Here is a 12929-nt window from a genome sequence, read left to right on the forward strand (position 1 = left end):
CTGATAGAGAAAAAGGCGCGCATAAGGGGGCTTGGAATGCGGCTTTTGCTGGTTGAAGACGATTTGATGGTGGCCAGCGGCATGAAGCTCGGGCTGACCGACGCGGGCTACGCGGTGGACTGGGTCAGTAGTGCGGAACGTGCCTTGGAGGTGCTGGCGCAAGAGTCATTTGATATTGCGATTTTGGATATTGGCCTGTCTGGCATGGATGGGCTGGAGCTGCTGCACCGCATGCGCAGCAAAGGCATGGCTTGCGCCAGCATGCCGGTCTTGATGCTCACGGCGCGCGATGGGTTGCACGACCGCGTGCGAGGGCTGGATTTGGGGGCGGACGACTACATGGTCAAGCCCTATGAGTTGCCCGAGCTGCTGGCGCGCTTGCGTGCACTCCTGCGCCGTTCGCAGGCCGCTAATAGTGCGGTGCTCAGTTTTGGACCTTTGGCGCTGGATACTGCCGCGCACAGCGTGGGCGTGTGGACGGGCGGCGAAGAAGGCGCTGGTGAATTGCAAAGCATTGACCTGGGGCCGCGTGAATGGACGGTGCTGGAGTATTTGCTGATCCACGCGCCCAAACCCGCCAGCAAAGACAAGTTGCTGCAGGCGCTGACCGGCTGGGACAAAGAGATCACGCCTAACGCTGTGGAAGTGTATGTCTCGCGCCTGCGCGCCAAGCTGGAGCCCCACGGCGTGGCGCTGCGGTCCATCCGGGGTTTTGGCTACCGCCTCGATTTGCTGCAGGCAGAAACTGCAGCCAGTTAGTTTTTTTACAACTTTTATAGCTGCTAGTGCTCATTAATCAAGGATTTCAAATAGAAAAGTATCTGAAGTCTCCGTGAATCAAGCGCTGACAGCTCTCTTGTTTGATTGATGAAGCCCATGCATCTGCTGGTTCGCAAGCGTTTGGTGGCGTTGCTGCTGCCTATGTTGCTGCCCGTCTTGGGGCTGCTGGCTGCCGCGGTGTGGCTGGGTTACAGCGTGGCGGCACAGATTGCGGCATACCCGGGGCAGCCGCCGCGCTGGGGCGATGTGCTGGTGGCCGCCTTGCCAGCGCTGGTCATGTTGCTGCTGCTGGCCGCCATGGCACATCTGGCCGCCCGCAATGCCTTGGCGCCTTGGATTACCTTGGCACAGTCCGTGCAGGCGCGCTCACCCAAAGATTTGGGGCAAATTGCGATTGCACCCGAAGACCCGATGGAGGTGCGCACCATGGCCGAGGCGCTCAACCGCCTGTTTGCGCGTGCCCATGCAGAGCGCAACGCCCAGCAGCGCTTTATTGCCGATGCGGCGCACCAGCTGCGCACACCGTTGGCTGCCTTGCAGTCGCAGGTGGAGGCCTGGGCCTTGATGGCGCATGCCGCGCCGGAGAAAACCATCCATTTGCCTGCACAGCAGGTAGACCAGCTGCGCCAGGCTTCGCGCCGTACCACACAGCTGGCCAACCAGCTGCTGGCGCTGTCGCGCGTGGACAGCCGACTGGGGCAAGGCGAAGCCGCCCAGCGAGTGGATTTGAAAAGCCTGTGCGAAACGCTGCTGGAATCGTTTCTGGACAGCGCGCTTGAAAAAGGTTTGGATTTAGGGCTGGAGGCCGAATCTGCGCACGTAAGCGGCCACGAATGGCTGCTTCGCGAATTAATCAGCAATCTTTTGGACAATGCCATCAAATACACGCCCTCCGGCGGCCAGGTCACCTTGCGCTGTGGTAAACACGTTGGCGATGAGCGGCAGGTGCGCGCTTATGTCGAAGTCGAAGATGATGGCCCCGGCGTGCCTGTGGGTGAGTACACACGCTTGACGCAGCGCTTTTATCGTGTGCCTGGTGCGCAAGCGGAAGGCACGGGCCTGGGGCTGGCTATTGCAGAAGAAATAGCACAAGAACACGGCGCCGCCTTGTATTTCGGTAAAGGCGCCAACGAGGCCGGAATGAAAGTTCAGCTGTTATTTGGGGAGTGACAACTTCCGATTCGGTTGATCTGACAAACGGTTACTTCCACAATTCTCTGTGAGAGAATGAATCGATTTATCTGTTGATTTGCTTGCCTTATGTCCGTATCTGAAGTTCTGAGCCCTCTGACCAAAACAGCCGAGACTGTAGTTGCTAACGCCACGTTGGAGGAGCAACCCCGCACGCGCAAGCGCCCTAAACCTGGTGAGCGTCGTGAGCAGATTCTTCAGGCACTGGCTGCCATGCTGGAAAAGCCCGGCAGCGACCGCATCACCACGGCCGCATTGGCCGCCAGCCTCTCGGTCAGCGAGGCCGCGCTGTACCGCCATTTCGCCAGCAAAGCCCAAATGTTTGAAGGCTTGATCGACTTCATCGAGCAATCGGTGTTCTCGCTCGTGCAGCAAGTGGCGGGCCGCGACGGCGAAGCGCTGGAATACACCCCCGAAGATGGAGCCCGCCGTGCGGCGCGCATCGTCGCTTTGGTGCTGCAGTTTGGTGAGCGCAACCCTGGCATGGTGCGTGTGCTGGTGGGCGATGCCCTGCTGCTGGAGCACGACCGCCTGCAAGCGCGCATGAACCAGTTCTTTGACCGGATTGAGTCCACGCTGCGCCAGTGCCTGCGCCCTGCCGCAGGCGCTCTGGGCTCTGCCATGCCCACGGTGGATGCCCAAGTGGCCGCCAGCGTGCTCATGTCGTTCGTGCAGGGCCGCTTACAGCGCTTTGTCCGCACCGGCTTTCGCCGTCAACCGACCGAGCACCTGGACGCCAGCCTGGCGATGATGATCTGAGTGGTGCCCCACTGATCCACTGCATCTACTGATGCACCAAGGGTGACAGCCATGCTGTCACCCTTTTTTTATGGCGCTATGAATGGTTTGTTCAAGGGGAGGTGAAAAATCTCACCAAGCCAAGGGTTAGCACCAATGCTCAAAGCGAGGGGATGTTTTTACGATTAAAAAAGAACGAACGTTCGTTTTTATTGGTGATGCATGTCTTCGACCCCACACATTTTCCCTACGGTTCCCACTTCTTCCTCGCTGGTGCCTAAGCAACGCGGCGCGTCGACGGGGCACCGCGTCTCTGCCAAAGGGCTGCAAACCAAGGCACACATTATTGATGCTGCCTTGCAGCTGGCCATGCACAACGGCTTGGAAAGCCTCTCGATCGGCGGTCTGGCTGAAGTGACGCAAATGAGCAAGTCGGGCGTTTTTGCCCATTTTGGCTCGCGCGAAGAACTCCAGATTTCTGTGATTCGCGAATACCACCAGCGTTTTGAGCAGGAGGTGTTCTACCCCGCCATGCAGGTCGCACGGGGTTTGCCGCGCCTGCGCGCATTGTTTGACAACTGGATGAAGCGCACCACGATCGAGCTCGATTCCGGCTGTATCTATATCAGCGGCGCGATCGAGTTCCAAGACAACATCGGCCCAGTGCGTGAGGCGCTGGTCAACTCGGTCGGTACCTGGCATGCCGCGCTGCGCCGCACGATTGAGCAGTGCAAAGAGCTGGGCGACCTGCCCGTGGATGCCGATGCGGACCAAATTCTTTCTGAAATTCACGGCCTGATTTTGGTGCTGCATTACGAAGCGCGCTTTTTGCGCAGCGCTGGCGCCTTGCAGCGTGCCTTGACTGGCTTTGAACATATTTTGCAGCGCTGCGGTGACCGTGCTGCGGCCACCCCCAAGGCTTGAATTTTTCACGACTTTATTACTGATTAGACCAGGAGACACACCATGCCCAGCTACAACCCGCCTTTGCGCGATATGCAATTTTTGATGCACGAAGTCTTCCATCTGGAAGACGAGTACAAGGCATTGCCCAAGCACGCAGAGGTGGATGCCGACACCATCAATGCCGTGCTGGAAGAGGCGGGCAAGTTCGCGGCCAACGTCACTTTCCCGCTGAACATCAGTGGTGACGAAGAGGGCTGCCAGCTGGACAAAACCACGCACGAAGTGACCACGCCAAAGGGCTACAAAGAGGCCTACCAGCAATTTGTGGAAGGCGGCTGGCCTGCGCTGTCGTGCGACCCGGAGTACGGTGGCCAAGGCCTGCCGTTTGCGATCAACTCGGCCTTGTACGAAATGCTCAACAGCGCCAACCAGGCCTGGACCATGTACCCCGGCTTGTCGCACGGTGCCTATGAAGCCCTGCACGCCCACGGCTCCGATGCGCTCAAGGCCAAGTACCTGCCCAAGCTGACCAGTGGCGAGTGGACCGGCACCATGTGCCTGACCGAACCCCACTGCGGCACCGACCTGGGCCTGCTGCGCACCAAGGCCGAACCGCAGGCCGATGGCACCTACAAGATTACCGGCAACAAGATCTTCATCTCGGCCGGTGAGCACGACTTCACCTCCAACATCGTGCACCTGGTGCTGGCGCGCCTGCCGGACGCACCTGCAGGCTCCAAGGGCATCAGCCTGTTTGTGGTGCCCAAGTACCACGTGAATGCGGATGGCAGCCTGGGCAGCCGCAACGGCATTTACTGCGGTGGCCTGGAGCACAAGATGGGCATCAAGTCCAACGCGACCGCGCAGATCGTGATGGAAGACGCCGTAGGTGAGATGGTGGGCCAGCCCAACAAGGGCTTGCAGGCCATGTTCGTGATGATGAATGCAGCGCGCCTGGGCGTGGGCAACCAGTCGCTGGGTCTGACCGAAGTGGCCTACCAAAACGCGCTGGCCTACGCCAAAGACCGCCTGCAGATGCGCAGCCTCTCGGGCACCAAGGCTAAAGACAAGCCTGCTGACCCCATCATCGTGCACCCCGATGTGCGCCGCATGCTGCTGACGGCCAAGGCCTATGCCGAAGGTGGCCGTGCGCTGTCCACGTTCTGCGCTTTGTTGATCGACAAAGAGCTGAACCACCCCGATGAAAAAGTACGCAAAGACAGTGGTGAGTTGGTCGCGTTGCTAACGCCCATCGTCAAAGCCTTCCTGACCGACAACGGCTGGATCTCCACCACCGCCTGCCAGCAGGTGTTTGGCGGCCACGGCTTTATCAAAGAGTGGGGTATGGAGCAGTATGTGCGCGACAACCGCATCAACATGATCTACGAGGGCACCAACGGCGTGCAGGCGCTGGACTTGCTGGGCCGCAAGGTGTTGGGCAACCAGGGCGCTACGTTGAAGAAATTTGGCAAGCTGGTGGCGCAGCTGGTGGAAGAAGAAGGCGTCAATGAAAAGATGGCGGAATTTATCAACCCCATCGCCATGCTGGGCGACCAGATGACCAAGTTCACCACCGAAATCGGCTTCAAGGGCATGCAAAACCCCGACGAAGTGGGCGCTGCATCGGTGGACTACCTGCGCGTGGCCGGTCACCTGGTGTTTGGCTACCTGTTTGCCCGCATGGCGCAGGTGGCGCTGCGTGCCATTGCCGCAGGCAACACCGATCCATTCTACGTGGGCAAGCTGCAGACCGCACGCTTTTACTTTGCCAAGTTGTTCCCTGAGACCGTCACCTTGATGCGCACTGCCCGTGCGGGCAGCAAGGTGTTGATGGATACCGATGCTGCTCTGAATTAAGTAGCTGCAGGCGCACGTATTTCCTTCAATGTGAAATTCTTTGATACGGAGGTTTTGATGAATAAAGCGCTAGCAGCTCTGATGTTTGTAGCGTTCTCTGTGCCTGCCATGGCGCAGATGACCCCCGTGGGTCTGTGGAAGAGCTTGGATGAAAAAACCGGTGCGCCCAAGTCGGAGGTGCGCATCTCTGACCAGGGGGGTGTGCTGACCGGCAAGGTGGAGCGCTTGTTGCGCGAAGGTGCCGATCCGCATGCGGTGTGTGACAAGTGCACGGATGACCGCAAAAACGCCCCCATGGTCGGGCTGGAAATCATCCGTGGCGCCAAGCAGGCCGAAGGCAAAACCGTGTGGGAAGACGGCAAGATCCTCGACCCTGAAAACGGCAAGACCTACACCTTGCGCCTGACCCCAGTGGAAGGCGGCAAGAAGCTGGAAGTACGTGGCTCTATCGGCCCCTTTGGGCGCACCCAAACCTGGGTGCGCGTGCAGTAAGAGTCGATAACACCACCCAGCAAATCGAAGATTTGCCTTGGAGACGGGGCGCGAAGCCGCAGGCCGTACCAGCGTACGACTAGGCAAAGCAACGACGTATCCAGGGTGGTGTTGGCGGTCTAAAGAAGAACAACGCTGACCCAGCCTGCACGGCGCCATCCTGGTGGGGCGCCGTGCAGGCCTGACGGGTCTGCATTCCATGGAACATCTCATGTCCCGATTCAATGTAAAAAAAGTCGCCGTACTGGGCGCAGGCGTGATGGGTGCGCAAATTGCCGCGCACCTGGTCAACGTCAAGGTGCCGGTCATTCTGTTTGACCTGCCGGCCAAGGAAGGCCCCAAGAGCGGTATTGCTGAAAAGGCGATTGCCAACTTGAAAAAGCTCAAGCCCTCACCGATTGGGGTGGCCGAAGATGCCGATCTGATTCAGCCCGCCAACTACGAAGAACACCTGAAGCTGCTCAAGGGCTGCGACCTCATCATTGAGGCGATTGCCGAGCGCATGGACTGGAAGCTCGATCTGTACACCAAGGTCGCGCCTTTCATTGCCAAGCACGCGCTGGTGGCCTCCAACACCTCGGGCCTGAGCATCACCAAGCTGTCCGAGGCGCTGCCTGAAGCCATCAAGCCGCGTTTTTGCGGGATTCACTTCTTCAACCCACCGCGTTACATGCCGTTGGTGGAGCTGATCAACACCCCCACCACCAACCCTGAAGTGCTGGACCAGCTGGAAGCCTTTGTCACCAGCGGTCTGGGCAAGGGTGTGGTGCGCGCCAAAGACACGCCCAACTTCATCGCCAACCGCATCGGTATTGCCGGCATGCTGTCGACCATGAAGGAGGTCGAGAACTTCGGCCTGACCTATGACGTGGTGGACGATTTGACCGGCAAGAAGCTGGGCCGGGCCTCCTCGGGCACCTTCCGCACCGCCGACGTGGTGGGCCTGGATACCATGGCCCACGTCATCAAGACGCTGCAAGACACCTTGAGCCTGGAGACCGATCCGTTCTACGGCAGCTTTGGCACGCCCCCCGTGCTGGCCAAGCTGATTGAGCTGGGCCATCTGGGCCAAAAGACCAAGGCCGGTTTCTACAAGAAGGTGGGCCGCGACATTCTGCAGTTTGAGCTGGACAGCGAGGACTACATCCCCGCCGGTGGCAAGGCCGATGAGGTGTATGCGCGCATGCTCAAAAAGCCTGCGGCCGAGCGCCTGAAACTGCTGCGCAACGCCGAGGGCGCGCCCGGCCAGTTCCTGTGGGCCATTCTGCGCAACAGCTTTCACTACGCGGCCATCCATCTGGAAACCATTGCCGAATCGGCGCGCGATGTGGACCAGGCCATGCGCTGGGGCTTCGGCATGAAGCAGGGCCCGTTTGAGCTGTGGCAAGAAGCGGGCTGGCTGCAAGTCGCCCAGATGATTCAGGAAGACATCGACGCAGGCAAGGCGCTGTGCAAGGCGCCGCTGCCGAAGTGGGTGTTTGAAGGCCCGGTGGCGCAGGCTGGTGGTGTGCACACCGCCGAAGGCTCGTGGAGCCCCGCGCACAACAAATTTGTAGCGCGCCGCATACTGCCTGTCTACGAAAGACAGCTTTTCCCTGAAAAACTGCTGGGTGAAGATAACTTGCCCGATTGGAAGACCGCCGGTACTACCCTGTTCGAATCCAAGGCGCTGCGCACCTGGACGCTGGATGGCGAGATTCTGATCGCCAGCATCAAGAACAAGATGCACGCCATCAGCCCCGAAGTCATGGAAGGCTTGATGGAAGCCGTGGATATGGCCGAGCAGGACTTCCAGGGCATGGTGATCTGGTCCGGTGATGCACCGTTCAGCGTGGGTGCAGACCTGGAAGCCACCATGCCTGCCTTCTTGATTGGTGGCGCCGATGCCATCGACAGCATCGAGGGCGAGTTGCAAAACCTGATGCTGCGTATTCGTTATGCGCAGGTGCCAGTGGTGGCGGCCATACACGGCATGGCGCTGGGCGGCGGTTGCGAGCTGGCTGTGTACTCGGCCCGCCGCGTGGCCCACATGGAAAGCTACATCGGCCTGGTGGAAGTGGGCGTGGGCCTGATCCCCGGTGCCGGTGGTCTGACTTACATCGCCCGCCGCGCTGCAGAAAATGCCAAGAGCAGCACCAGCAAAGACATCCTGCCTTTCCTGACCGAAGGCTTTACGGCTGCGGCCATGGCCAAGGTGGGCACCAGCGCCATCGAGTCGCGCAAGCTGGGTTACCTGCTGGATTCCGACATCATCGTGCCGCACAAAGATGAAGTGCTGTTCACTGCCATCAATGAAGCCAAGAGCATGGCCGCAGGCGGCTGGCGCCCACCGCTCAAGCGCCTGTTCCCCGTGGCGGGCCGCAGTGGCATTGCCACCATCAAGGCCCAGTTGGTGAACATGCGTGACGGCGGTTTTATCAGCGCGTACGACTTCAAGATCGCCACGCTGATTGCCGAGATTGTGTGCGGCGGCGAGGTGGAAGCCAACTCAATGGTGACCGAGGAATACCTGCTGGCGCTGGAGCGCAAGGCGTTCTGCCATTTGATTGGCCAGCCCAAGACGCACGAGCGCATTCTCGGCATGCTCAACACCGGCAAGCCCGTTCGCAACTGATGAAGCTACTGCGCGTCCTTCATGCCGCATTGGGCGGTGCTCACCATCCTCACGTACCGCAAGTACGTTGCGGTGGTTGCGCTCCGTCCGCCTTGCCTGAAGGCCGCTCGCGACGCTTCCTCAGCCGCGAACGCAGTGTCTTTCAAATAAATTCCTGAAAGATCAAAAAATGAAACAAGTACAAGACGCGTACATCGTTGCCGCCACACGCACGCCCATCGGTCGTTCGGGCCGCGGTTATTTCAAAAATACCCGACCTGACGATTTGCTGGTGGCCGCGATCAAGTCGGCCATGCTGCAAGTGCCCACGCTGGACCCCAAGGCGATTGAAGACTCCATCATTGGTTGCTCCTTCCCCGAAGGCGAGCAGGGCATGAACATGGCTCGCATCGCCATGGGGTTGGCGTTCAACCACCCTGTGGGCGGTATCACCGTGAACCGCTTTTGCGCCTCTGGCATCTCGGCCATCCAGATGGCGGCCGACCGCATTCGCATCGGTGAAGCCGATGTGCTGATCGCGGGCGGGGCCGAGTCCATGAGCATGGTGCCCATGGGCGGCAACAAGCCCTCGTTCAACCCTGCGGTGTTTGCGCGGGACGAAGATGTGGGCATTGCCTACGGCATGGGCTTGACCGCCGAGAAGGTGGCGCAGCAGTGGAAGGTGAGCCGCGAGCAGCAAGACGCGTTTGCGCTGGAGTCGCACCTGCGCGCTGTGAAGGCGCAGCAGGCGGGGGAGTTCACCGATGAAATCACGCCCTTCGAGATCGTCGAGCGTTTCCCGAATCTGGCCAACGGTGAGGTCATCACCAAGACCCGAACCGTGAACCTGGATGAAGGCCCCCGCCCGGACACCACGCTGGAAGCGCTGGGCAAGCTCAAGCCGGTGTTTGCGGCGCGCGGTTCGGTCACGGCGGGCAACTCGTCGCAGACCAGTGACGGCGCCGGTGCTTTGATTTTGGCCAGCGAGAAAGCCGTCAAGCAGTTTGGCCTGACCCCGCTGGCGCGCTTTGTGAGCTTTGCAGCCCGTGGCGTACCGCCGGAAATCATGGGCATTGGCCCGATTGAGGCGATTCCTGCTGCGCTGCGCTACGCAGGCATTAATTCGCAAGACATCGACTGGTACGAGTTGAACGAAGCGTTCGCGGCCCAGTCGTTGGCGGTGATGAACACGCTGGGATTGAATCCCGCCAAGGTCAACCCCATGGGCGGCGCGATTGCGTTGGGTCACCCCTTGGGTGCAACCGGTGCGATCCGTGCCGCCACGGTGGTGCATGCGCTGCGCCGCCACAAGCTGAAGTACGGCATGGTGACCATGTGTGTGGGTACGGGGCAGGGCGCTGCCGGTATCTTCGAGCGCGTGTAAACCATGGCAGACGCACGCACAGCCAGCCAGGGTGTCGAGGTGCGCTGGCAAGCGTCTGCGTTGCAGGTGGCAGGGGCTGCGGGGCCATTGGCCTTGCGCCACTGCCAGCCTGTTGATCAGCAAGTGCTCGGGCAGGTCATCATCGCTGCGGCGGTGGGTGTGCCGCAGCGGTTTTACACACCGCTGGCACAATGGTTGGCGGCCCACGGCTATGCCGTCACCACTTTTGATTACCGTGGCCATGCAGAGTCTTTGCAGCGGCCGTTGAAACAAGCGCAAGCAAATTTGCTCGACTGGGCCGCCGACTGTGCAGCCGTCGCAAAGCACCGGCGCCAGCACATGCCCGGGGTGCCGCTGTACTGGATAGGGCATAGCGTGGGTGCGCAATTACCGGGCATTCATGGCAGCCATATGCCGATTGACGGCATGCTGGCGATTGCCAGTGGCAGCGGTTACTGGCGCGACAATGCGCCGCCCACACGCCGCAAAGTGCTGCTGTGGTGGCATGTGATTGCCCCCGTGGTGACGACGTTGTGCGGCTGCTTTCCCGGTAAGAAATGGGGGCTGGTGGGGGACTTGCCTGCGGGCGTGGTGTGGCAGTGGCGGGCGTGGTGCATGCACCCCAACTACGGCATCGGCGTAGAAGGAGAAGTGCTGCGCACAGCGTACGCCGCTGCACGCTACCCCTTGCATGCGTTTTCGGTAGAAGACGATGAAATGATGTCCTGGCGCTCGACCGCATCGCTGGTCAGCTGGTACCGCAACTGCCCCCAAAGCATGGAGCGCCTGCGCATGCTGGAGGTGCCGGGCCGCCGTATCGGCCATTTTGGGTTTTTCCGTGCTGAGATGGCGTCTTGCCTGTGGCCACGTGCTTTGGCGGTGCTAGAGCGCTGGCGTTGCGGGGAAAGCCAGCTGACGCCTAAGGGTCAGCCATCTGCAGGCACAAGCTCTACATTCTCTAAGATGGCACGGAGCACCGGGGCTGTGGACAACCAGCCCGGGCAAGGTGAGCTTTTCTCGGAGAACCCATGATATGAGCGCCCCTCAAGATTCTCACAAGGATGCAGTGACTGGCCTTCACCCCCTGGATGTCGCGTTGTGCATGACGCCGCTGCCAGACGGCAGCGTGCAAGCCCAGGCGCCTGCCGCGTACTGGAACATGGTGGGCCCCTACGGGGGCATCACCGCCGCGCAGATGCTGCAAGCCGTGCTGCAGCATCCCGCTTTGCTGGGTGAGCCCATCTCCCTCACCGTCAACTTCGCAGGCCCGGTAGAAGCTGGTGATCTGCGCATTGAAGCCGTACCGGTGCGCACCAACCGCTCGACCCAGCACTGGACAGTGGTCATGGGCCAGACCAATGTGCAAGGTGAGTTTCTGGTGTCCACCACCGCCACCGTGATTACGGCCGTGCGCCGCGCGACCTTCAGCCAAGATGATGTGCCCCATCCGGCCATGCCGGCCCCCGAACGCTGTGAGCGGTTTGACACGCGCGGTGCGATGGAGTGGCTGCAGCGCTATGACATGCGGGTGGTGCAAGGTGCCATTCCCAAAACATGGGATGACAGTGAGCACGAAACCTTGTCCCAGCTGTGGGTGCGCGATGAACCTGCGCGCGCGCTGGACTTTGCGGCTCTGGCAGCACTGTGTGATGTGTTTTTCCCCCGCGTGTGGCTGCGCCGTGCACGCCGGGTTCCGGCGGGGACGGTCGGGATGACCGTATATTTCCACGCTGACGCCGCGCAATTGGCGCGCCAAGGTGATCGCCACCTGCTGGCGCAGGCCAGTGCCCAGGCTTTTCGCAATGGCTACTTCGACCAGACCGCTCAGCTGTGGGATGCCGAAGGCAGCTTGCTGGCCACCAGCCACCAAATTGTTTATTACAAAGAGTAAGGCCGTGTGCCAAAGCCGGTAGCGGTGCCTTGCACCGCCGCTGGCTGAGCGCGCGCATGCGCTTTTTTTTTTCAGGAAAACCCATGACAGACACCACCCAGCAAGACATCCTGGTGCATACCGAAGCCGGTGTGCGCACCATCACGCTCAACCGTGTGGAGAAAAAAAATTCCATCACCCAAGCCATGTATGCCGCGATGGCTGCCGCACTGACCAGCGCCGTCGATGATGCTGACGTGCGCGTGGTGGTGCTGCAAGGCGATGCCACCGTGTTCAGCGCCGGCAACGACATTGGCGACTTCCTGGCGCGCCAAGGCGGCAATGATGGCCTGCCCCAGCAAAGTCCGGTGTTCCAGTTTTTGCATGCCTTGGCGGATTTTCCCAAGCCGCTGATTGCCGCCGTGGCCGGCCCCGCCGTGGGGATCGGCACTACCATGCTGCTGCACTGCGACCTGGTGTATGCGGGCGACAACGCAGCGTTTTCCATGCCATTTGTGAACCTGGGGCTGTGCCCTGAGGCGGCATCCAGCCTGCTGCTGCCCCGCCTGATGGGCTACCAGCGCGCAGCAGAAGCGCTGCTGCTGGGAGAGCCTTTCATGGCGGAAGCCGCCTTGGAAGTGGGCTTGGTCAACCGCGTGGTGCCGCCCACCGAAGTGAACGGTGTGGCCCAGGCGCAAGCCGCCAAGCTGGCCGCCAAACCCTTGTCGGCCTTGGTGGAAACCAAGCGTTTGATGAAGGGCGGCCAGCGCGAGGAAATCAAGGCCAAGATGGCCGAAGAAGGCCAAAGTTTTGGCAGCATGCTGACCCAGCCCGCCGCCCGCGAAGCCTTCACTGCGTTCATGGAAAAGCGCAAGCCCAACTTCAGCAACTGCTGAAGTTGGTAGGTCTGCGTGTGCAGACCGTTAGCGCGAAGCGCGCGAGCAGTTTCGTTCAAAGAGAAAGCCTGATTTCAGCAAGTGCTGAAGTCGGTAGGCCTGCAGTAGCAGGCCGTTGGCGCGCAGCGGGAGCGCGTTTTTGTTCAAAGAGAAAATATTTTTCTTAAAAACTAGAGCTGCTAGTGCTTGATTTACTTGGATTTCCGATGCTTTTGTGCTGGA

Annotated in this window: 11 protein-coding genes and 1 other RNA gene; all 12 read left to right on the plus strand. The window is 60.4% G+C overall.

The window, feature by feature from the left end; all coding sequences use genetic code 11:
- The first annotated feature begins 36 nt into the window (after positions 1 to 36).
- The 12 genes from QEP12_RS00945 to QEP12_RS01000 all read left to right on the plus strand — a co-directional run bounded on the left by QEP12_RS00945 (position 37) and on the right by QEP12_RS01000 (position 12707).
- Positions 37 to 759 (plus strand): response regulator transcription factor, encoded by a 723-nt coding sequence (locus QEP12_RS00945; RefSeq protein WP_284213080.1) that lies wholly within the window; start codon positions 37 to 39, stop codon positions 757 to 759.
- Between the two features lie 117 nt (positions 760 to 876).
- On the plus strand, positions 877 to 1950 hold the full coding sequence (locus QEP12_RS00950) for an ATP-binding protein (RefSeq protein WP_246253972.1): 1074 nt from the start codon (positions 877 to 879) through the stop codon (positions 1948 to 1950).
- 90 nt (positions 1951 to 2040) lie between these two features.
- Positions 2041 to 2730: a nucleoid occlusion factor SlmA gene (gene slmA / locus QEP12_RS00955; protein WP_219162808.1), complete on the plus strand. Its 690-nt coding sequence runs from the start codon at positions 2041 to 2043 to the stop codon at positions 2728 to 2730.
- Positions 2731 to 2931: 201 nt separating this feature from the next.
- A complete protein-coding gene (locus tag QEP12_RS00960; protein ID WP_284213081.1) occupies positions 2932 to 3633 on the plus strand; it encodes a TetR/AcrR family transcriptional regulator in 702 nt (233 codons plus the stop codon).
- 42 nt (positions 3634 to 3675) lie between these two features.
- On the plus strand, positions 3676 to 5472 hold the full coding sequence (locus tag QEP12_RS00965) for an acyl-CoA dehydrogenase C-terminal domain-containing protein (protein WP_284213082.1): 1797 nt from the start codon (positions 3676 to 3678) through the stop codon (positions 5470 to 5472).
- A 57-nt stretch (positions 5473 to 5529) separates the two neighbouring features.
- Entirely contained in the window at positions 5530 to 5964 is a 435-nt protein-coding gene (locus QEP12_RS00970) for a DUF2147 domain-containing protein (RefSeq protein ID WP_174862441.1), read from the plus strand.
- A gap of 211 nt (positions 5965 to 6175) precedes the next feature.
- Positions 6176 to 8578, plus strand: coding sequence for a 3-hydroxyacyl-CoA dehydrogenase/enoyl-CoA hydratase family protein (locus QEP12_RS00975; RefSeq protein WP_284213083.1), 2403 nt, complete (start codon positions 6176 to 6178; stop codon positions 8576 to 8578).
- Between the two features lie 51 nt (positions 8579 to 8629).
- Positions 8630 to 8704, plus strand: a non-coding RNA gene (locus QEP12_RS00980) — sX9 sRNA.
- 43 nt (positions 8705 to 8747) lie between these two features.
- Positions 8748 to 9941, plus strand: coding sequence for an acetyl-CoA C-acyltransferase (locus tag QEP12_RS00985; RefSeq protein WP_174862442.1), 1194 nt, complete (start codon positions 8748 to 8750; stop codon positions 9939 to 9941).
- Between the two features lie 3 nt (positions 9942 to 9944).
- Complete coding sequence (locus QEP12_RS00990; protein WP_284213084.1) at positions 9945 to 10973, plus strand: alpha/beta hydrolase family protein; 1029 nt, start codon at positions 9945 to 9947, stop codon at positions 10971 to 10973.
- Position 10974: 1 nt separating this feature from the next.
- On the plus strand, positions 10975 to 11832 hold the full coding sequence (locus tag QEP12_RS00995; protein ID WP_174862444.1) for an acyl-CoA thioesterase: 858 nt from the start codon (positions 10975 to 10977) through the stop codon (positions 11830 to 11832).
- A gap of 83 nt (positions 11833 to 11915) precedes the next feature.
- A complete protein-coding gene (locus QEP12_RS01000) occupies positions 11916 to 12707 on the plus strand; it encodes an enoyl-CoA hydratase (RefSeq protein WP_284213085.1) in 792 nt (263 codons plus the stop codon).
- Positions 12708 to 12929: the final 222 nt, after the last annotated feature.

Origin of the sequence: Comamonas jiangduensis (assembly GCF_030162955.1) — a bacterium.
GTDB lineage: Bacteria > Pseudomonadota > Gammaproteobacteria > Burkholderiales > Burkholderiaceae_C > Comamonas > Comamonas jiangduensis.